This window comes from Paraburkholderia phymatum STM815 (assembly GCF_000020045.1).
Lineage (GTDB): Bacteria > Pseudomonadota > Gammaproteobacteria > Burkholderiales > Burkholderiaceae > Paraburkholderia > Paraburkholderia phymatum.
Genome location: NC_010627.1, coordinates 326,436 through 347,478, shown reverse-complemented (window position 1 = coordinate 347,478; position 21,043 = coordinate 326,436). Strand labels below are relative to the sequence as shown.

Genomic DNA, 21,043 nt, shown 5'->3' with positions numbered 1-21,043 from the left:
ATGGGGCGTTGGGGATCCGGGCGTTCAACGCGCGTGCGTGCACCGACGACGGCCCCTGGCGCGATGCCTCTGCTGATCGAGCCGCAGCTGGCGACGCTGGTCGACCATCATCCGCTGGGCGGCGACTGGTCCTATGAGATCAAGTTCGACGGCTATCGCATGCTGGCACGTATCGAAAACGGCGCCGCCACACTCGTCACGCGCAACGGCCATGACTGGACGGCCCGCGTGGCCCGTCTGCACGATGCACTGAAGGCGCTTCCCGTCGACGATGCGTGGCTGGACGGCGAGGCTGTCGTGCTGAACGCGGCTGGCATGCCCGACTTCAACGCGTTGCAGAATGCCTTCGACCGTCGCAGCACCTCGGAAATCGTCCTCTTTGTATTCGACCTGCTGTGGATCAACGGCGCCGACATTCGCGAACAGCCACTGCGCGCGAGACGTGCACTTCTGCGCGAACTGCTCGGCGATGCCGAAAGTCCGCTGATCCGCTATTCGGAAGACTTTGCACAAGATCCCGCCTCGCTGGTTTCGTCCGCCTGCAAGATGAAGCTCGAAGGCATCATCGGAAAGCGCGGCGATGCGCCTTACCGGTCCGGCCGTTCGACCGACTGGATCAAGCTGAAGTGCAACCTGCGACAGGAATTCGTCGTCGGCGGATTTTCTAGGGTCAAGGGAGTGAAATCGGGCCTACGCTCACTGCTGCTCGGCGTGTACGAGAAAGACGGGTCGCTTCGCTACGCCGGTCATGTGGCACCGCATCTGTCACGGTCACAGGGCACGGCATTCGCAAGGCGCATCCGGCCGCTCGGACAGGCGAAGCCGGCCTTCTATAACCCACCGAACCCCGAGAAGGACCGCGAGTTTCACTGGCTCAAGCCCGACATTGTCGCCGAGGTGTCATTCCTCGAATGGACGCCCGGTGGCGAGATCCGTCATCCCGTCTTTCATGCGATACGCGAGGACAAGCCCGCCGCGGCAATCACGGAGGAAACCGTCGTTGATGATCCTGCCTCGGGTCTGTCCGGATCGACACGCGAGCGCCCGGGGCCGCGCGGCACGGTGATCATCAGCGACGTGAGGATCAGCAACGCCCAGCGCATCATGGATGAGGTGACGGGTCATACGAAGCTGGATCTGGTGCGCTATTACGATGAAATCGCCGAATGGGCGCTACCGTACCTGCATTGCCGGCCGCTGGCGCTGGTGCGCGCGCCGGACGGGATACAGAAGGAGCTGTTCTTTCAGAAGCACAGCGAACGGGCGCGCATTCCTGGCGTCGAGGAACTGCCGCGTGAACTGCATCTCGGGCATCCGCCACTGCTTGTCGCCAACACGCGCGAAGCGCTTGTCGGTCTTGCGCAGATGAGCGTCGTGGAGATGCACTCGTGGAACGGCGTCGCGCCGGATCTCGAGCACCCTGACCGGGTCATCTTCGATCTTGATCCAGACCCGGCGTTGCCGTGGCATGCAATGCTTGAGGCTGCCTCGCTCGTCAAGGTCGTCCTGGATGAGATCGGGTTGCGCTCGTTCGCAAAGACAAGCGGCGGCAAGGGCTTTCACATCGTCGTGCCGCTCACGCGCCGGCAGGAATGGGATGAGGTAAAGGCGTTCTCACAGGCTGTCGCCCAGCATATGGCGCGCGTCGTCCCACAGAAGTTCTCCGCCGTGCTCGGACCAAAGAACCGCGTCGGCAAGATCTTCATCGACTATCTTCGCAACAGCAAAGGCGCAAGCACCGTTGCGCCCTTTTCGGTACGGGCGCGCTCTGGCATGGCCGTGTCGATGCCCGTCTCGTGGGACGAACTGAAAGATGTGGGGCGTGGTGACCAGTGGACAATGTCGCAGGCAGTCAAGCGGCAGCGCACGCTCAGCGACGATCCGTGGGCCGCGTACTGGCGCACGCGGCAGGGAATAACCGCCGCGATGCGCCGTGCCGTCGGAATGAAACGCTAGGCGCTGCGCGCCTCGCTGCCCTTGAGTTCGCCATGTCGATGCGCGTGTGTGGCGGCATATTTGAGTTCGAAGTGCGCGCCCTTGCCGCTGCGCGTGGGCGGAAAATGCTCGCCTTCGACGCAGGTCACCTCGAAGGTGCCTTTGCCATCGTCGTGAACGACCGAGTAAATGCCCGAAGTCTTGACGATCTCGCCCGGTTTAAACGAATTGTCACCTGCCATAGCAGTCTCCCTTGATATCGACGACCTGGATGCAGCAATGGCCATGCCGGATTTTTCGTTTCCGGAATGACTTGCGAGGATGGGTCTGTGCTGCCGCTCGGAAAGGTCCGCGCTACCGGCGGCGGCCGGATCAGGCACGGTGGAAAGCAGTTCGGTCGCCATGCCTTCCAGCAATCGCTTCGCGAGTGCGGTCAATGTCCCGCTATGACACGTCGGCCCGATCCGTGTCGGGAACCGGTGAATTTGCGGTTCCCGCAAGAAACTGCCTGAGGCGACGTTGAGCGTCGATTACCTTATGCATGGGCGCGGTGGCGAGCTGCCTGTCGTGCAGCGCGAGCAGGCGCTCGAACACGCAAATGGTGTCCTCTGCGAGCACCCACTCGCCGGAATGATGGGCCAGTTCCAGCGCTGCCTCGACCGCATGTTCGGCTGTCTTGAAGGTTACCGCCGGTTCGCTTCCGTAGCCGTCCTGCTGGAGAAACCAGGCGACATACGCCGTCCGGATCAGCTCGTTAAACAGGTGAGTATTGCCGTGACCGTTCCGGCAGGCAACCAGGGCAAGATGGAAAGACAACGACTGCTCGCGCGCACACGCCTCGTCCATCGGCAATAACATCGTTTTCGTGAGATGCTTCCGGGGTCGTGAAGCCCCTGCACCGCGGCGCTTTGAACTCATACTGGTTGCGAATGTACGTGTGTCAGTCATATATTCTAGCGAAAACTTTTCGGCGGGTCGGCAATATCAGGAGAACTGCCGATGATATCGATCGTAGAACCCCGGGCGCGGTGAACGGGCCGCCACCACCTTTTCGGGGAGGTCCTTTTGGCCGTCGGTCCAGCAAAAGTTTCCTGGGAAGCTCGAGGGGCGGGCAATGGCGCGGAATGACGCGTCTGCAACAGCGTCACGCGATCACCGCGCTGATCGTGGCGGTCAAAGGCGGCATCGAAGAGCTGCAGTGCAGGCGCTATCTTGCAGCGTACGCGAGCATTCCGTCACCAACCTGAACCCCGTATCGACTTTCGTGCTCATGGCTGACTCCGGGAGGGCGACCGCGCCAAAGGACGAACTCGCCGGAGAAACTGTGGGGGTTGCTTAAAGACGCGGGTATAGCGACGGGATATGCGTTCTGGACCAGTGGCGCTCGGGATGATGAAGTTTCGCCTCTGAAATGACTGCAACGTCGGGCGGCCTGGTACCAGGCGCCCCATGGCTAGTCGGCGCAGCGCATCGAATCTGCTACGACGCCGGATCGATGGACCTGTTGTGTCCGTGGTCCGAATTTGAGCCCTATGTGCCGTCGCTTGATCTCCTGCGCGACGACCCCGCGATGGGGGCCGCGCTCGCCGCGGATATCGAGCGGCTCAAGCCTAAACTCTTGACAGGCGGTGAACTCGATGCGGCGCGTCGTCGCGAGCAGCTGATACTGTTGCCGGCGGGTTTCGCTTGAGGCGTCAGTTTCCGCATGCCGAGGGCGCAATGTTCCTTTAATCGCGTGCAATAGGAGGCCAGAGGAGTCGCCATCCTGTCTTGCCTCGCATACTTCGAGGGGGAAAAGCCGCATAGCCGTTTGTCGTCAACGTGAATCACTGCGATTCGACCGACAACATCCGTCACCGCGCGAATGCCCGCGTCAGAATGAACCTCTCGGCGGGATATGTTTCGGTGCCCGGACTGAAAACGCTCCACGTGCTGGCCCGCGCAGGACCACACAGTGCCTTGCCGATAACAGAATCGGAGTGAATCATGGCGAAAAGGACCTTCTTGCAAAGCGCCGGCGATGCGGTGGCCGGCGTTGCCGCAACGTGGCGAACCGAGCGCAGCTTTCGCATTCAGGCAGCGGTCGCGACCGCACTACCTATGGTATTGATTTGGTTACGGCCGCCGCTTGTGTTTTCCGCGCTATGCCTGACGATGGCCACGCTGGTCCTTGCGGCCGAGCTCTTCAACACGGCCCTCGAAAGACTGGCCGACCACTTGCATCCAGAGCATCATCCTGCAATCGGTGCAGCCAAAGACTGTGCTGCAGGCGCTGTGCTACTCGTCTGCGCAGGCGCCGCTCTCGTCGGGATACTGACGCTGGTTGTCGCGTTTGCAGAACGGTAGCGCTTGCCCGCAGTCCTCTGGCACAACGACAGCGGCTTTGTACGGAACGGGAACAGTAGTTGCCGTGCGCGGCACTGCGATTTGCGCGACAGCGCCTCGGACTCAGGCTGCTAGCCGGTGCTCATAGTACGGCCGGTCCCTGTCATCAAGAATCGCATACTGCGCCGCGAGGTCCTGTGGGTCGGGGTTCAGCCACGCATCAACATGTTCAGGCTTTATGGGTATGATGCAGCGGTCGTGGCCCGCGGCAGCCACTTCCGGTGGCGGTTCATCGGTTACCGCTGCGAAAGAATAAAGATCGGGCTCACCTGGGGCGGACCACCTCGACCACAAACACGCCACAAGCATCTGCCGACCGTTGTTCGGGCGAAATTCGAGGACTACGTTTTCGTCTTTCTCACCATCGGCGACTGCTCGTCCTTCCATCTTCGACCGCGCGACGTTCTCGTAAAACGAGTCAACAATCATCAAGCAGTGCGAGTACCCGAAAAGCGGCTTCCAGAACTTTGCCAGACTATCCATCCGGGCGTTGTACGTGCCAGGATATTTGAAGTCATAGCTCGCCGGCTTGCCCGCGATCCGACACTGGTACCGCACGGGTTTCACAACTCGCTGCCCATCTTCGACGACGAGCACGGGTGCGTAGTAGCCGGGAAAGATGCGCGAGTCTTGCGATTCGCACTCTGTGCGCTTGATGTCTTCCAACCGGCGCAGCGTCGCTTCAATTTTGTCGTCAGCGATGCGCTTGCTCTCGGTTGCGGCTTTTGTTTGCCCGGTTTGCAGCGTTCGCTCTGCTGCGACGAGACGCGCACGTTGCCTAAAAAGTTCTTCCTCGAGCACCTTCGTCTGGTCAGCGTTGTACTGCTCAATGAGGTGCCTGATTCCGCGCTCTTCGTTGGACTGCGGATTTATGAAAGCATCGTCCATCGCCTTCGGGATTTTTGCCTTGAGTCGCCCCTCGGCTCGCTCCCAATACAGGCGCGCAAATTCACGGATATCCATGTGCGCGCCGAACGTCCTGACATATCGTTTGTAGTCAGCTTCGATTTGCGCGGAAAAGCACATTGCGCCTCCGATTTCGTCGAGTGGTTTTCGGCGTTACAAGTCTATGGTTATGCGCGCGTCGGCTCAACTGCATCTGGGACCTGGCCGACTTCTTCGAGAGGGCGTCGCGTGACGCGGGGTCGATTTGAAAGCAGAACAGGCGTTGGCTGCAGCGCCACGGAAATTGGTTCCTCCAGAGTCGGGCCCCGGCGCTTTACGATGTCAACAATCAGCCCCTCGGACGTTGGTCGCAAAGTGAGCCGCAAGATTGCCGGCGACCCGTCCTGCGCCGTTGCGAAAGGCCTGACCATGACAAACAGCGTTTCGGCCGACTGGGCTGCCAGATGAAGCCGTCGCAGTGATGAATCCTTCATGTGCTGCGCCCAGAAAACGACGCTGCCGCACGTGCCGGCGCGAAGAATCTGCTCGACGGACCAGAGCGCATCAGCTGTCTTCGTCGCTTTTATCAGCATGACCTGGTCGATGGGCACCCCGATATAACTCAGCCCAAGGCCGTCGGGCTGGTGCGGCGCGTTGATGAACGCAATCGTTCCCTTCGAGGCTGCGCTTAACGCCGGACACAGCAGCCGAAGTTCGCCAACGCCCGGCTGTTGAACAAGGAGGTCCACAAGCGCCGCGAGCGGCCATCCTCCTCCCGGCAGTTCCTTCGACAGCCCAGGATAGCCGGTATCGACAACGCGGCCACGACCGTGAGCGAGCTGCGAAGCGCGCCACAGCGATGGGTGGATATCCTCCGGGCAAGCAATCGTACCGCTCATGATGCGACAAAATATACCTGTATTTTTATACAGTATCATACGCATCAGCCAACTGCCAGAGAGCTCAAATGGATGCCCGCGTTCGCAAGCCCCCGACTCATCCGATGCCCGAAATCGCAGAGTTTGTCAGGTCCCTTCGCGACGCTTTCGGCGACGATGTCATCGATGACGCCGTTCGCGGTGGGAAATCGGGCGAACCTTCGTTCTACGCATGCGAAAATGAGCGCAGCGTCGGTACGGCGACGCCTTCTGGCATCGCGTGGCGCGTCACCGACGCCGTTCGCGACAGACATTTCTGCGCCGGTTGCGGCGGGACTTGCGTTGGTCAGGCAATCAGCTGCTGTTCCGCATGGCTGTGCGGAACGACGTCGGAGAAGCGATAAGTGAAAGCAATCATCTGTGGTGGCCTGCTGGCGTTCGCGGTGGTGTCACCGTCGATTGCCGGTGAACGATACGTCGAAGTCTGGAATCCGCCGGAGGCGCGCGGCGTGGTGGGGGAGCATCATGTCCAGCCTGCCCGCAAAACGCCCTCTCATCGAAGAACGTCGGCCCACGTTGCGCACCGTCGTGTGCCTCGATATGTTGTTGCGACGGCGCCGCTTCCGGCCACCTCCATGCGCTCGACCGCGAGCCGTGCTACAGGCAGGCAAACTTTCGACGACATACCGCGCCAGATTACGCCCGAGGGAAACGTGCTTCGTGTCGACGGCAGGCACTCGCGAGCGGAGGTCGAACGCTAATGCAGAGCGAGACCTACAGGGGCTACGTCTTGTGGGGACATGCGATTCGAGAACAGTCGGAGATTCCCGAACGCGAACGCTATTCCGCCAGCGGCACTGTCACCAGGAGCGGCAAGTTTGTAGAAGCGTCGGGCATTCTTGACGTTGTCGATTCGGAGTCGGAGGCTGAGCAGCTCGGTCTGGAATGGGCACGTGCATGGGTCGACAACCACAGCTAGAAGCCAGACGGAAGTGTAGAACAGTGTTCATGCGTACCGTTTGATGGCCGGCTCGGCCATTGTGTACTGGCGCAATCAGGTTAAGTTCGCGGTATACGGCACTACCCCGCCGGAACGCCTCGCACGTTGGCTTCTACGGGACATTTGTCTTAAAGTTGTTGCGACAAAACGGGAAGCATCGTCGCGTAGTCGCCGCGACGCACTGGCGTCCAGTCTTTCAACGGTCAGCGGGCCAGGTCGCTATTCGCCGTCGCCTTCCAGTTTCCGAAGCACCCTCGTGATGACTTTGTGTGTCGTCTCCAGGTCTTTTACCTGAAGGTCTTTCGCAAGGTTGTTGACCTATGGCACCTGCAGGTGCATCGCATCCTCGACCACCTGCTTCCCTTTGTCCGTCAATACGACAAGAGCTGCCCGTCGGTGGTGCGGATTGGGTTCAAACGAAACGAGTCCTTCCGTCGCCAGTTCGTTGACGATGCGCTGAACGTTCTGGCGGTGCGCTCCGATGTCGCGCGCGAGCCACGCGACCGGCTGCGGCCGCGCAGCTGCGGCGACAGTGCCAAGAATCTGCCAGCGGGCACTCGTCAAGCCCAGCTCGGCGACCAGACGGTCTCCCGCCGAGAGTAGTCGATTGTTGAGCCGAAACAGGTTCGGAATCGTGTTGGTCAAGGCCGTTCCAGCAGGCGTTCGCTTGGTTTTGCGCATCTATCACCATATCCATTGAACCTATATAGACTATCCTCGGAAGGAGTCTGACATGCACATCCGCCCCCTCGACCCTGCCTTTCCGATAGAACGTCAGATTGCAATCGATGCCTCGCCTGTCGTCCTGGTGAACGTCTTCACGCTGGAAAAGGGCTGATGAGCAGGCATTCCTCAAAGTCTGGCAAGACGACGCAGAATTCATGAAGCGTCAGCCGGGCTTCATTTCCACCCAACTCCACCGCGCGGTCGGCGAAAGTCCAACGTATCTCAATTACGCCGTCTGGGAATCCACCGCTCATTTCAGGGCTGCGTTCACACATCCCGAGTTCAGGGCGAAGGTCTCAACCTATCCGTCGTCGGCCGCTGCCAGTCCACATCTGTTTCAGAAAGTTGCGGTGCCAGGGATTTGCGTCACATAGGCTTTTGCGACGGGCGCAGCGACATCCTGAGCACGACTAGCGACGAGTCCCGCCGTCCAACGGCCGCCAGGAAGACGACCTTCCGCCCGTCTTCTTCGCAACCGCAAAAAAGCCTCGCTTCGTGCGATGTCAGACGCCGCAAAGATGCCTGCAAGTTTCGCAACTGCATGCGACGCATTCGAAGCTACTGTCTTCGAAAGTGAAGATGAAATGGCGCAGCGCAATGTTTGGCCATTACTCCACAACCAGGCTCGCTGCCAAGGACCTCATATGCGCCGTAGGGACACAAGCCTTTTGCGTACAGCACGTGCTGGACCAGTTCCTCGTTGTTGGGTGGACCGAGGGTTTGGAATACGGCGCCATTGAAACGGACCACACAGAAAGGCTCTTCTTTCTCAACGAGGAGGCCGTAGTGTGCAAGGTCGGCCGGCGCAATTCGGTAGGCGAGGATCGCTCGATCCTCATCAGCAACGACAAACTCACCTTCGTCAGAACCGCGTTCTGCGAACCTTGGCATCCGGATGGTAGCGTTCGTCCTCCGCCGCGAGGCCAGAGGCAAACGCGACGATCGCTCCTGCGCTGCTCTCGACACAGAACTCTGTTCGATCAGGAGCGACACCTTCCATCTGCTCGCCAGGTCCGATGCGCGGTGATAAATGGCGACTTGAGCGAGAGACTTGAAACGTTCAGGCAAAATGCGTCGAGCGCAATGCGGGCCATGACCCGTTGGTGCGAAATATGGCGGCCGGGTCTTAAAAATGTCCACTTGCGAATCGCTCGGTCTCGGGCGATTCGCTGGATTGAAAAATTTGATCTCAGGTGGCTCGGCGAATTGCTACCGTCACTTTTAGCACTAAAAGGATGAATACCCCAATTAGCCGCAGCCGGCCGGATCGCGCGTCCCGTCGAGCGAACGCGGCATGCTGCCCCAAACGCTTCTCACTCGCCGCCTGACTTGCCAACCCTGTTTTCCCCGGCGAACAATCAGAACGTTTGCCATTCGTGTTCCGCTCCGGCGTAAGCTGAGCGGGCTGCGGCCGGTTCCGTCGCGGTGCCGTGCCCGCGAGGCACCTGCAGCGGTTTCGCAGGCGTCCCCGCCGTCGCGCTCGCGGCCGCCCGAGGTGCTGTCATGGCGGACCATTCGCCTGCTGATCCGGTACCGCCGACCTGGAACACTGCGACTGCTTCGCGGAGTGCCCGCGCCTGCTGAGCCATCGACTGAGCCGCGGCTGATGCTTCTTCGACCAGGGCGGCATTCTGCTGGGTGACCTCATCCATCTGCGTGACAGCCTGATTGACCTGCTCGATGCCAGTGCTCTGTTCTTCGGATGCAGACGAGATTTCGCCCATGATATCGGTCACACGCTTCACCGACTGAACAACTTCGCGTATTGTGCCACCCGCCTCTTCAACGAGCCGTGAGCCTGCTTCGACCCGCGTGGCCGATTCGCCAATCAGCTCCTTGATCTCCTTCGCCGCCGTGGCGCTGCGCTGGGCAAGCGTGCGAACTTCACCTGCCACTACTGCAAATCCGCGCCCCTGTTCGCCAGCGCGAGCTGCCTCGACGGCGGCGTTAAGCGCGAGGATGTTGGTCTGAAAGGCAATACCCTCGATCACGCCGATGATCTCGGTGACCTTGCTGGAGCTGTTCGAAATACCGTGCATGGTTTCGACCACGCGCCCGACCACCTCACCGCCACGTTGCGCGATTGCCGATGCGCTGGTGGCGAGCACGGTCGCCTGCTTCGCATTGTCGGCGTTCTGGCGGACCGTGGCGGTCAATTCCTGCATGCTCGATGCGGTTTCCTCGAGGGATGCCGCCTGTTCTTCCGTGCGCTGCGACAGATCGGTGTTGCCCTGCGCAATTTCGCCCGCAGCGACAAAGATCGACTCGCTGGACGTCTTGATGCCCTGCACGATTACAGTCAGCTGGTCCTTCATGGTTCCCAGCGAGAACATCAGGCTGGAGCGGTCCCCCGCCTTCAACGGAACCCCGATGCGCAGGTTGCCGGCCGCAATCTGGCCTGCCAGGCTCGCTGCATCCCGAGGCTCGCCGCCGAGCTGTCTCGCCAGACCGCGCGCAATGAACAGCGCCACACCGAGCGCCAGTATCGCAGCCGCCATGATGAATCCGATCGCGAGGGCAATTGTCCGTGAGTACGCCTTGCTCGCTGCCTCCCCCTCGCGTGCAGCCCCCGCCACATTGATCTCCACGATCGTCCTGACGTCCTTTTCGAGGGCGTCGCGAACAGTAGACGACTGGCCAGTCAGCAGGGCCATCGCTTCCGTCGCCTTGCCGTCTCTGGCCAGCACTCGCACCTGTCGATCAAGGTCGACGTATTGCGGCATCAGTGTCTGGATATTGGCATAGGCGGTTTTCTCGTCCGGCTCGCTAACGAGCTTTTCATATTCGGCGGCAGCACTGCGGTACTCTGCCAGGCCTGCGTCAATCCGGGCCTCGGCCTCCTGGACGGACGTCGGACTCTGGCTGCTGGCCGCACGGTATTCATTGATCCGTGCCTGTCGCAGGCCGGCCTGCATCTGCAGGCTGCTGCGCACACTCGGCAACCAGTTGTCGCGGAACTCTGCGACACGCGCATTTTCACCGCTCATCTCGATCAGGCAGAAGACACCGAGCCCGACCATCAGAACGATAACAGCGGCAAAACCCAGTACGAGCTGGGAAACTACTTTCAGATTTTTCAGAAATTTCACGACCGGCCCTTTTTGTTATTGATGCACTTACGATTAAAAACCGCGCAGCGATAACGCGGGAAATGGAGTAAATGCCGCTGATATTCTTATCGGCGAAAAGAACGCGATCTTTAAAAAGGGAATTAATCCGATTCGCATGATTCCCACCGCCACGAACATTTCTTCAAGCCGCAAACTGAAATTCCACGCCGTCAAACCCGTTTCGCAACGATCGGAAACAGACGGCAATAATAATGAGCCGATTTGTCGCTAGCGAATGCCGGTGCCGTTAGCGCATTCAAACGTGATGAAGTGGCTCGAACGAATTCGACAACGCGATTTTCGGCAAAACCGGATGGGACTTGCGCGGTCAGGATCAAAGCAAAAGGTGACGTTCGCAAATACTGACTGACCGCCCAGCAATACAGGAATCCCGACCCCTCCGCGCGGGGCGATAAAGATACTAATTTCGGACAGGCGTCTGCAACGATCAGTATCTGCGGCATTCCTGTTGTTGAGCTGCAGCATCGTGTCGTGCTGCTCGAGAAGTTCGAGAATTTATCGTCACAGCCACGGATCAGTTCAGCGCTACATGACGTGGCCCACCCGATGCCAACTGGCGATCGGGTGTATGGGCCGGAAATCATCAATGCAGGGTGTGAACGCTGTTGATGGCCTCATCATCGTCATCACCGGACGAGGCCTGATCAAGGATCGCGCACCGAAAGTCCAGCTTGACGCGAAGGATGGCTGATTCAATACGTGCATCGCCGCGATGGCCACTCAGGCGAGTATTGATCGCCTCCTCGACGGCAAGAATCGCCAGCTCGATGCTCTCCGGATCATCGCTATCGAACCCAACCTCAACCTCAATGCTCTCCAGCAGGCTCAACGCTGTTGCAATGTCCTCGGAAGCGACGAATAGCGTCTTGGTGGTTTCTCTCATCTACCCTCCCCGTTGGGTTGTCTAGCGTGCTCAGACAGGTGCGAGTTGCACGACTATCGTTGCACATCCAGAGCAAACCTGCCGGGCGATGACGGTGGGTGTTGGGTTCGACACAACGGAAAGATTGCTGTACGCAGTAAGCGAATAGAATTGACCGCTTCCACCTTGATACACAGTCATGGCATGCGAGAAACAATTCCGCGGGCCTGAAACTGTCGTGGAATGCTCAGTGACACAAGCATCTCCTGGGGCTTCCGCTCGGGCGGGCGCCTTTCCGGCCTTTTTGCCGCGCGTTGCTGGCGGCCTCATTCTGACGAAGGTCATGGCGGTCCGCCGCCACACAACGAAACAGGTCGAAACCTGTCCCACAACGCGTTACACCGCCAACTTGAGCGCTTGCGAGAAATCCTTGATCAGGTCGTCGATATCCTCGATGCCCGCCGACAGGCGCAACATGCCGTCGGAAATGCCCATCTCCTTGCGTGTTTCCGGGCCGGCTTCGAAAAATATCGTCGGCGCAACGGGAATGATTAGCGTGCGCGTGTCGGCGAGACCCGTCGCCTTAATCGGCAGCTCAAGCGCGTTGACGACTTCGATCATGCGCTCCGCGTGAAGCAGTTCAAACGACAAGAGCCACGATGCGCTCTTGAATAGCGCTTGCGCGATCTCGTATTGCGGATGGCTCTTCAGGCCAGGATAGAACACCTTGCCGATGGCTTTGTGCCCTTCCAGAAACTGCGCCAGTGCGAGCGCGTTGTCGCTGCTTTGCTTCACGCGCAAGGCGAGCGTTTCCGCGCCCATCGCGATGGCGTGCGCCTGCTCGGACGACAACGACGCGCCCATGTCGCGCAACCCCTTCTTGCGGATCTGCAAAAGCCCCTGCTCCTTGGCCGTCGTACGCCGATAGTCATCGGCGATGTTCGGGTATGCGCTCCAGTCGAAGAGGCCCGTATCTGTCACCGCTCCGCCGAGCGCGGCGCCATGACCCGCGATCGTCTTCGTCAGCGAGTTGATGACGAGGCTCGCACCAACCGCCTTCGGCCTGAACAATGCCGGGGAGGTGATCGTGTTGTCGACGATATACGCGATGCCACGCTCGCGGCACACGTCGCCGATACCCTGCAGGTCGGGAATCTGCGTGCCCGGATTGGCGATGGTCTCGACGAACACCATGCGTGTATTCGGCCGGATCGCGTTCTTCACATTCTCGACATCGCATGCATTGACGGTCGAGACTTCGATGCCGAGCATCCTCAATGTGCCGAACAGGCTGTTAGTATTGCCGAACACGTAACGGCTCGATACCAGATGATCGCCCGCTCGCAAGAGCGTGAGGAACGTCGCTGTGATCGCGGCCATGCCGGTACTGAAGCAGACCGTGCCGACACCTTCTTCGAGGCTCGTGATCTTGCGTTCGAGCGCGGCGGTTGTGGGCGTGCCCTGCCGCGCATAATTGAAGCCGCCCTTCTTCGTGCCCTGGAACACGCCGATCAGATCCTCGACGCGCTCGAAACCATATTGCACGGACGTATGAATCGGCTGATGCACGCCGCCGTGCTCAGTGCCCGCGATCCTGTCGCCGTGAACGATGCCTGTGGTAAAGCCTTGCTCGTCCATCCTTTTCTCCGCTTCTCAAGTCGATTGCTTTCCGGCCATTATCCCCGGTAACCCATAGCCCGCGAATCTTCAGCACCGCCTGCTGCAGCACCGGCGAGCTCTATCATGCGCCTGACGCCCGGGCACTTCAGCGGGCCGCATATGCCGATAGGCGCGAGCGGCGCGCTCCATGTATCGAAGACAGGCGCAGCGACGCCGCCACGCTATCTCGCCACTCTCCGCAACCATTACATGGCCTTTGACCGCCGCGCAAACGGGCTTCGCTTCGAGCGCCTGCGAATCAATGCGGGCGCGTTGAGTGTCAGCGGTCAGTCCGTCAGTTGCCGGGCGATGAATGCCCTGCTTCATTGCACGAGCGGAGTTCTCGACGCGATATGCCAACATCGTTATTCGACTGCAGGCGCAGCACTTCGCCGGTCCCTCCGCTCCGTGCATGTCCGAAGCAGGCCACGTCGCTGACAGCACAAAGAACCTGACCTTCGATAGGACCCGCGGTCTGCGAACGCTGGCATCCGGATGACGGGAGCATTCGTCCTCGGCTGCGAGGCCAAAGGCAAATGCGACGATCACCCCGGCGCTGCTGTTGACACAGGTTCGCAGATGCACCACCCGGGACGGCATGCCGCTAATGAGGACTCGCGCATGAATGGCACGCTGCCGCGCGGCGATTGCAGCCAGGGTATCAGGTTCTTCCCGGACTGATATGACTTCACGTGTCAATGGGATCAGTTTTCAGGTTGTCGTGTACACGTCATGTGAATTTCCTGAGAGCGACGTAGCAGTAAATCTCGACGGTGGATCACACTGATATTCGCGGGTTGGCTACCGCATTACAGAGGTCCGCCCAACGAGCCTGCCGCTATCTAGTGTCGCAATTCGGATGCTGTCCGTTGCGTAGTCCGTTCGCGGGTTACTCGCGTGCCGGGCTACGCCGCCTTCAGGAAACTCTTCCTCCAGAGGTTAGGGTGAGGTCAGGGGGCAGGTGTTGCATTACGCGGCGTGCACCTCGCGCGGTACAGCGAGCGACATCGCCAGCCGACTGATGTCCCAGATGAATCCACTGAGTTCGCGGGCGACCGCGACCACCGCGATGTTCTTTTGCTTGCCGCGCGCGACGAGTTTGCGATAACGCCGGCATAGTCGCAACTGCGCGTCCCAGGCGCGATCGATGATGGGCTTGGGGATGCCTTCGTGTCGCCGCTGGATGTCGGGGCTCACCCGTGCCGGGTGCCGGTAGCTCCAGGCGGCCTCGACTAACAGCTTTCTTGCATAGCTGTTGCCCGTCTTGGTGATGCTGCCCTGGCGCCGTTTGTTGCCGGAGGAATGTTCTGACGGGGTCACGCCGAGCCAGGCCATTAGCTGGCGCGGGTGCACGAAGCGTGAGAGATCGCCCAGCTCGGCGAGCATGCCTACGGCCGTAGTGAACTGCACACCGCGCATCGTCTGCAGGCCCAGTACGGCAGGATAGAAGCGCCAGTTGAGGACCGCCTCGCGCAGGGCGGTTTCGAGACGCTCGCATTGCGCCAGGCGGTCCTCAATCGTGCGCCGAAGCTCGTCGAGCGCGAGTTGCTGCCAAAAGTTGTCGAATGAAAACGCGCTTAGCCAGCGACGGTGCGCGGTCCCCCAGTCGGCACGACCCACATAGCGCACGCCATGTGAGAGCAGGAAGGCCTTCAGGCGTTGTCGTGCACGCTTCATATCGTCTTTGGCGCTGACCCACGCACGTGCCAGATCACGGAACGCTTCATCCTCTACGGTGGGTACGTATACGGCCGACAGATCGCCGGCGCGCAGCAGGCGCACGAGTTTTATGGCGTCGCGCCGGTCAGTCTTGACGCGCTCGCCGGGCTTTCTGGGAATCAGTGACGGTGCGCACACCATGCAGTCGAAGCCCTTCTTTACGAGCTGACGGTAGAGCCCATAGCCGCACGGGCCCGCTTCGTAGACGACGCGTATGCGGCGCGCTTTGGACTGCAGGCGTTTGCACAGGCGATCGATGTTGTTCTGCGTCGTACCGATCCTGCCAAGCAGTTCGACTTCGCCGGTGCCGAGTGCATAGGCGACCGTGATCGAGTCCTTGTGAACGTCCAGGCCGACGTATAGCGTGCTATCGTTTTCCATGCTGGCCTCCGTGCGGGAAATCGCCGGGTGTGGCGCCGTCCACACCGTGCGGCTCTGGCAGCAATGCTAACCCGCGTTTGATACCTCGCGGCAGGCCAGCCTCTACCTCACGTGAAGTCATACTGCCTAGTGATTCAGCGTTTGATATCCGGCCCGCTGCCGGGTGCATCGGGTTCAGCGGGTGGCTCGGCATCCTGGGCTGCAGTGGGTTGGCCGTCGCGGACAGGTAGTTGCGTATTACGCATGGCGTCGCGTAGTTCGTCGCGTTCCCGTGCGTCGCGCTCGCGCCGTGCGGTTCGACGATCCTGTGCCTCGGCATCGAGCTCCGCAAGCCGCATCTGCCGGATGCTCTCGAGCTCGGGCTGGTCGAACACGATCCGCATGCGTGTGTCGGCCGCAATGCACGCGGCCGCGGCCTGGAATGCTTCGGGACCGGACAGTGACAGCGTGGCGCCAAACTTCTGCTGCGCGAAACGCAGCGCAATCTCGATCGCGTCGCGCTCGCTATCCCACAGTCGCAGCGAGCGGCCCTCGTCAACGAGGAACGCCGTACCGTCCTTGCGATAGTCGACCTCGCCGCTCGCCCGTACCTCGTAGGTGATCGTCGGCCCGTGATAGATGATCTCGTTGCGATCGGACGCGGACGGTCGCTGCACGCCATGTGACGGACCACTGAAAATGACACCGCGTTCGTCATCGGCGCTCCTCGCCTGCAGGCGGATTTGCTGCATGCGGCGCAGTTCGCGCAGCGCGCGTGCGTCACCGGCCCGTGCGCGCTCCCGCAGGAAGTCCTGGTACTGGTCCGCGATCGGCCGGCGAGCGGCAGCCTTGAGCGCATGACGCTCGTTCGCGATCCGTTCGCGCAGCGCGGCCTCAGCCTCGAGGCGAGCGACACGTGCCGCCGACAGCTTCTCGCGCCGCTCGCTGACCGGCAGATCGTTGCGATCCGCGAGGTCGTTACGGGCGCGGTAGAAGGCCGCCTTGATATCGATACGTCTCGTTTTATCGTGCCGCGCCTGTGCATCCCACGCACGACGCAGTTCGTCGCGATACGCTGCACGCCACTGCTGGAATTCGCCCCACAGATCACGCTCGGGCGTGTGGCGCGGCGCATGACCGGGGCTGCGTCCCGTCTGCGCCCGATATGCGTCGCGTAGCAGATGTGCAGCTTCGTCCCACGACAGGTTCATTTCCTTTGTCAAGAAGTCCGACACGTTCAGATTGCGTGAGCCAGCTCGAATCCGGTCACCGCCGTCCTCACCCTTGCCAATGTCGTACTTGTCGACGATCAGCCCGTGCGAGTGGGCAAGTGCGGCAAGCAGCCGGCTGGCATCGAGGGTCGCGCGGATCTCTGCAAATTCCGTCCGCTCGCGCGAGCGACGGACACTGCGCGACTCCACAAGATCGCGCGCGAACTGGTCCCGAACGGTATCTGCTTCCCGGCCCGTCGCCGATCGCGCGCGTGCATTGAACGGAACTGTTGGCGTCGCGTTGCCAGCTGCGGACGATGCAAACGGAAGCGACTTGACCGCATCGAGCGACTGGACGTCTGCAAGGCTACAGATCTCATTACGCGGGCCCAACGCTGCCCGCAACCGGCTACCGACCAGTCGCGGATCCAGACCGAACGAACGGACGGCGTGCTGCTGATCGCCGGGCGATCCGTCGCGACGCATGAACTTGTCGGCCGCTGTCGCCGCAAGGCGCACCCGCGCTGCATCGTCCGCCTTGTCCCACGCGCCGTACATGCGTGCCGCGATCGCGTCGAGCAGCGGATTGCTGCCGCTGCTTCGTGGATCTAGCTGTTCTCTTCCCGTTCGCTCGCGATCGCCAGTCCATCGCAGTGAGTCAATTCGGTCGGCTTGGTGGTCTCCCAGCTCCAGTAGTGCATCAGCCGGCAGAAGCATTTGACGTCGCGCGGTGTCGCCATCCACACTGCGGCCGGGCACACCTCGCACACCGTGTGGGCATCCGGTCGGCGGGCGGGGTCGATCGAAGCGAGCGTCAAGGTCGTGATCCGCGCCTCGTCGCCACCGCCGCCGGTGTTCGTGTTGCGTGAGCTGCGGCTCGTACCACGGCTGCGGGCGTTGCCGCTCTCGCCAATCTCGCCAGTTTCCTGATCCACCACTGCTGCGTCGTGTTCGCTCATCGAGCCCTCCTGCTGCGTCATAGAACCGCTGTTCGCGATGTTCAAGGATGCGCCGCTGTTCTACCGGCGACGCGGCCTGATACGACTTGTAGAAGCTGCTTCCGCTGTTCAGATACTTGATCTCGCGGGCCCGCATATCGTTCCACTCGAATAGGGCATCGAGAAAGTGCTGGGGCGTCACGCGCGGTACCCCCGGTTCGATGTATTCCTCATGGACATTGTGATCGAGCGCTTCGCGCTTGCCGTCGGCATCGAGTTCGATGAATTCGCGCGAGAACACGAATTCCTTCAGATTCACGCCCTTCGCGGCGCCGGGCGGTCTGATGTTTTCGTATTCGCCATCGCGGCCCGCGTTACGTGTGCGTGTCGCGCCGAATTCCGTGAGCAGCGCCTTGAAGTCCTCGTAATGCTTGACATCGCGCGCAATCAACGCCTCGAGGATCGCGGCCTTCAGTTCGCGGTTCATCGGCTCGAATACGTCGCCCTTGTACCGGCTGATCATCTCCGACGCGTCGGTGAAGAGCACGCGCCGGTTGTCCTTCGGACTCGCCAGTCCGTATTTCGCGTTGATATGCTCCTGGAATGCTTCGAGGAACCGGTGATGCCGGTCAACCTTGCCGAACGGTTCCAGCCGTCGTCCCGTGAGCAGGTTCACTTCCGGTATCACGACATGTAGATGAACCTTGCGCTCGACGAGTTCGCCACTGCGCCGGTCGGCATAGCTCTTCAGACGCGGCACATGTGCTTCTGCATAGAAGTTGTACTCGTCCGGCCGGTACGCAGCAAACGCGAACGCCTCAAACTCCCGTACGATGTCCGCGAGCACCTCGCCCGAGACCTCATCTTCCTTGAACGACAGCGTGACGTTGATATAGCGTTCTGCCTGCGTATCCATCGACTGGATGATGTCGTTGGTCAGCGCCAGATCGCCCGCCAGAATCACCCGCTCGTCCATCTCGTCGCGCTCGAACTCACGGTCCTGCTTCTGGCCGTCCTCCAGATAGGCCTTTATGCCATCGTGATAACCGCGCACCCGAATCAGCATGGCTCACTGTCCCCGCTGTGCGAGTAACTGCTCGCACTGCTCGACGCGACGGAGCAACGTTGAATACACGATGGTGGGCAATGTGTGCCGGGCTGCCTCCACGGCTTGCCTCGCTTCCGCGCAGTCAGCCGCGCGCAGCGCTCGCGCGGCCTCCCCTTCCTTGTTCTTCTCGGCCTGCAGCTTTTTCTCGAGGGCAAGGACCTTGAGAATGGCAGGGTATTTGCGATCGATTCCCATGGATCCGGTCTCCATTCAGTCCACCTTTTCCAGTGAGCATCTCAGATACCGCGAGATCAGTTGCAGCTGCGTGAGCAGTTCCTCATAGGTCACCTCCGACAGCTGACCGCTTACATGTTCCGAATTCGCCCGATGGGCGATCTGGTTCAGGTTGTTGCTGGTCTTGTTGAAGATGTACAGCAGCCGCTTGCGATCGACGCTGGCGACCGGCCGCGCGATCACCTGCGTCCGGTTCTTCAGCACCGCCTGCCTGAAAAATTCCGATTGCGTGAGCCCGCTTCGGGCCACCTTTTCGAGATAGGCGGCACGGTCCGCATCTGACAGCCGGAATGCGATCGGTTTGCCGAGTCCTGCACCATCGTTGCTTTTCCTGCGTGGCATCGTCAGAGTTCCGCTGGATGTGTCCAGTCTGCCGACAGACCTGGCAACGCGAAGCGCGTTTCATCGCCGTTGTTGATCGTATGCGCGCGGAATTCATAGGCTGGCCAGTGCGCTTCGCATTCGCTGAGAACCCACATCGCCTGATCGCCCCTCATCGGATGCGTGTACCCGGCCCACGGCAGGTAGCGCGGCCGGCTGTTGCAATCATTCGCGCGCGGCCACTTCACGAACTGGATCACCCATTCGCTGTCCGGAATCATCACAAGCGCCTCCTATCTGTATTGCATACCAGGCAGTGCTTAGTGTCGTCGACAGAATTGTCGACGCGATGGACGCGGTGCAGTGGCCCGCGTCGGGGTTGCAAAGGGGGCCTCGCCCCTTTGGCACGCGATATTTTACGAAGCGCGTAGCGATGCGTAAACATATCCGACGTGCCTCGATCCGCCACTCTATAGCAAGCACTGTAGCACCTATATTGCACCGTTCAAGCATCAATTCGCATAACTGAAGCTTTGATAAAGCTTCAGTTACCACGCATTTTTGACTATTGAGCACGTTTGTAGCACCATCAGTCAGCGTCGACTCTCCGCAGACCTCGCCATGCCACTCACCGACCTCGCCGCAGTCGCCGAAGACCTGCTCGATGCGCCCGCAACCAGCACCACCCGCTCTGAGACCGCGCAGCTTGCCGATCTGATCGAACAAATCGATGCCGCCATCGCGCGCGGTGTCTCAAGGCGCGAGCTCCACGCCCGTTTGCAAAAGCGCGGCCTCACCATGAGTCTCGCTGTTTTTGACAACGCCCTGCATCGCATCCGCAAACGCCAGGGCCGTCGCGCACCGAACCGCATACGCTCACCCCTCACCCATCCTGCATCGCCCGCGCCTACCCCTGCACCCATCTCTGCACCCGCTGCCCCTGTCAGGCAAGTGGCACCCGCTCCGCATGCGCCCACGCCTTCGACTGCCTCGCCCCGCGCAGGCATTAGGACGCTCGATGAACTCGCCGCCGAAAACCCGCACCTGTCGCGCATGCAGTTGATCAAGCTTGAAGCGCAGCAATACGACCAGCCCCTGCTTTCCGGCACTGGACTCGATGAAATAGCACGCAAATACGGCAGCCGACCCAGGCGCTAACCCGTATCGCACCGCCCGCGTTGCCTCGGGCGGAACCTATCCAAATGCGTCTTGCATAGATCCCTTGGCCCTCGATACGGGCGCACGGCGAGCGCAACTTGCCTCCGTTCCGTCGGTGCTCGCATCGGCATCCACCTCATCGCCAGTGTCATCGTCTTCGCCGTCGTTATGGCGGGAGATCCGATGTTCTGGCACCTCGCGATTACGCAGCACTTCAGGAAGCCAGCCCTACTCCGAACGGCGAAGCTGCGCAGCTGCCGCCGCGTCGCCCTTCTTCATGCCGCGTAGCTCCGCTGCAGCTTCACGGTGACAGGCCCTCGCTGATCAGATCCTCGATGCGCGCTTTCGGTACGTGATCGAAATAGCTCGCCCGCGTCTACCTCGATGCGCCCGTACTCGGTGCCACTTATTCCGGCTGATCGGTTTTCTGCTTTCTTCGCTCTCTCCGGTTGGGATCAGACGCACTATAGGCTCACGTTTTAATAGGTTACATTGCCCTAATTACAGAATAAAAAATCTCTATATCAATAGAA

General features: G+C 60.6%; 19 protein-coding genes and 2 pseudogenes. 8 read left to right on the top strand and 13 right to left on the bottom strand.

Annotation, left to right across the window (positions count from 1 at the left end; all coding sequences use genetic code 11):
* The gene (ligD, locus tag BPHY_RS37470) at positions 1-1,956 is read left to right on the top strand and encodes a DNA ligase D (RefSeq protein ID WP_012406665.1); all 1,956 of its coding nucleotides are present in this window, start codon (positions 1-3) and stop codon (positions 1,954-1,956) included.
* Here the strand turns inward: ligD and BPHY_RS37465 are convergent.
* Both BPHY_RS37465 and BPHY_RS37460 read right to left on the bottom strand, forming a co-directional pair.
* On the bottom strand, positions 1,953-2,177 hold the full coding sequence (locus tag BPHY_RS37465) for a hypothetical protein (RefSeq protein WP_041766600.1): 225 nt from the start codon (positions 2,175-2,177) through the stop codon (positions 1,953-1,955). The genes ligD and BPHY_RS37465 overlap by 4 nt on opposite strands.
* A gap of 202 nt (positions 2,178-2,379) precedes the next feature.
* Positions 2,380-2,793 (bottom strand): hypothetical protein, encoded by a 414-nt coding sequence (locus BPHY_RS37460; protein WP_233445387.1) that lies wholly within the window; start codon positions 2,791-2,793, stop codon positions 2,380-2,382.
* A 266-nt stretch (positions 2,794-3,059) separates the two neighbouring features.
* Between BPHY_RS37460 and BPHY_RS43970 the strand changes: the two genes are divergently transcribed.
* The 3 genes from BPHY_RS43970 (at position 3,060) to BPHY_RS37450 (ending at position 4,281) form a co-directional block, all read left to right on the top strand.
* Positions 3,060-3,182, top strand: coding sequence for a hypothetical protein (locus tag BPHY_RS43970; protein ID WP_267896366.1), 123 nt, complete (start codon positions 3,060-3,062; stop codon positions 3,180-3,182).
* A 164-nt stretch (positions 3,183-3,346) separates the two neighbouring features.
* Positions 3,347-3,625, top strand: coding sequence for a hypothetical protein (locus BPHY_RS37455; protein WP_012406662.1), 279 nt, complete (start codon positions 3,347-3,349; stop codon positions 3,623-3,625).
* 296 nt (positions 3,626-3,921) lie between these two features.
* On the top strand, positions 3,922-4,281 hold the full coding sequence (locus BPHY_RS37450; protein WP_012406661.1) for a diacylglycerol kinase: 360 nt from the start codon (positions 3,922-3,924) through the stop codon (positions 4,279-4,281).
* Positions 4,282-4,383: 102 nt separating this feature from the next.
* On the opposite strand, the gene BPHY_RS37445 is transcribed toward BPHY_RS37450, so the two are convergent.
* Together BPHY_RS37445 and imuA are read right to left on the bottom strand one after the other, a co-directional pair.
* Entirely contained in the window at positions 4,384-5,346 is a 963-nt protein-coding gene (locus BPHY_RS37445) for an SOS response-associated peptidase family protein (protein WP_012406660.1), read from the bottom strand.
* 47 nt (positions 5,347-5,393) lie between these two features.
* A complete protein-coding gene (gene imuA, locus BPHY_RS37440) occupies positions 5,394-6,104 on the bottom strand; it encodes a translesion DNA synthesis-associated protein ImuA (RefSeq protein ID WP_041766718.1) in 711 nt (236 codons plus the stop codon).
* A gap of 383 nt (positions 6,105-6,487) precedes the next feature.
* Here imuA and BPHY_RS40935 point away from each other — a divergent pair, with 383 nt between their 5' ends.
* Positions 6,488-6,844, top strand: coding sequence for a hypothetical protein (locus BPHY_RS40935; RefSeq protein WP_233445386.1), 357 nt, complete (start codon positions 6,488-6,490; stop codon positions 6,842-6,844).
* On the top strand, positions 6,844-7,062 hold the full coding sequence (locus BPHY_RS37430) for a hypothetical protein (RefSeq protein ID WP_012406656.1): 219 nt from the start codon (positions 6,844-6,846) through the stop codon (positions 7,060-7,062). The genes BPHY_RS40935 and BPHY_RS37430 overlap by 1 nt, the downstream gene beginning before the upstream one ends.
* Before the next feature lie 240 nt (positions 7,063-7,302).
* On the opposite strand, the pseudogene BPHY_RS37425 reads toward BPHY_RS37430, so the two are convergent.
* Positions 7,303-7,764, bottom strand: a pseudogene (locus tag BPHY_RS37425) (MarR family winged helix-turn-helix transcriptional regulator).
* A gap of 52 nt (positions 7,765-7,816) precedes the next feature.
* On the opposite strand from BPHY_RS37425, the pseudogene BPHY_RS37420 reads away from it, so the two are divergent.
* Positions 7,817-8,183, top strand: a pseudogene (locus BPHY_RS37420) (antibiotic biosynthesis monooxygenase family protein).
* Positions 8,184-9,167: 984 nt separating this feature from the next.
* Here BPHY_RS37420 and BPHY_RS37410 read toward each other — a convergent pair.
* The 8 genes from BPHY_RS37410 to BPHY_RS37370 form a co-directional block, all read right to left on the bottom strand.
* The gene (locus BPHY_RS37410; RefSeq protein ID WP_012406653.1) at positions 9,168-10,898 is read right to left on the bottom strand and encodes a methyl-accepting chemotaxis protein; all 1,731 of its coding nucleotides are present in this window, start codon (positions 10,896-10,898) and stop codon (positions 9,168-9,170) included.
* Positions 10,899-11,523: 625 nt separating this feature from the next.
* On the bottom strand, positions 11,524-11,823 hold the full coding sequence (locus tag BPHY_RS37405) for a hypothetical protein (RefSeq protein WP_012406652.1): 300 nt from the start codon (positions 11,821-11,823) through the stop codon (positions 11,524-11,526).
* 375 nt (positions 11,824-12,198) lie between these two features.
* Entirely contained in the window at positions 12,199-13,440 is a 1,242-nt protein-coding gene (locus BPHY_RS37400) for a cystathionine gamma-synthase family protein (RefSeq protein ID WP_012406651.1), read from the bottom strand.
* A 990-nt stretch (positions 13,441-14,430) separates the two neighbouring features.
* Positions 14,431-15,561 (bottom strand): IS110 family RNA-guided transposase, encoded by a 1,131-nt coding sequence (locus BPHY_RS37390; protein WP_012406494.1) that lies wholly within the window; start codon positions 15,559-15,561, stop codon positions 14,431-14,433.
* Positions 15,562-15,695: 134 nt separating this feature from the next.
* Positions 15,696-18,755 (bottom strand): LPD7 domain-containing protein, encoded by a 3,060-nt coding sequence (locus tag BPHY_RS37385; RefSeq protein WP_012406649.1) that lies wholly within the window; start codon positions 18,753-18,755, stop codon positions 15,696-15,698.
* A 3-nt stretch (positions 18,756-18,758) separates the two neighbouring features.
* Complete coding sequence (locus BPHY_RS37380) at positions 18,759-18,992, bottom strand: hypothetical protein (RefSeq protein ID WP_146174491.1); 234 nt, start codon at positions 18,990-18,992, stop codon at positions 18,759-18,761.
* Between the two features lie 15 nt (positions 18,993-19,007).
* Positions 19,008-19,373, bottom strand: coding sequence for a plasmid mobilization protein (locus tag BPHY_RS37375; RefSeq protein WP_012406647.1), 366 nt, complete (start codon positions 19,371-19,373; stop codon positions 19,008-19,010).
* Between the two features lie 2 nt (positions 19,374-19,375).
* On the bottom strand, positions 19,376-19,633 hold the full coding sequence (locus BPHY_RS37370; RefSeq protein ID WP_012406646.1) for a hypothetical protein: 258 nt from the start codon (positions 19,631-19,633) through the stop codon (positions 19,376-19,378).
* Between the two features lie 340 nt (positions 19,634-19,973).
* Here BPHY_RS37370 and BPHY_RS37365 point away from each other — a divergent pair, with 340 nt between their 5' ends.
* Entirely contained in the window at positions 19,974-20,510 is a 537-nt protein-coding gene (locus BPHY_RS37365; RefSeq protein WP_233445525.1) for a hypothetical protein, read from the top strand.
* Positions 20,511-21,043: the final 533 nt, after the last annotated feature.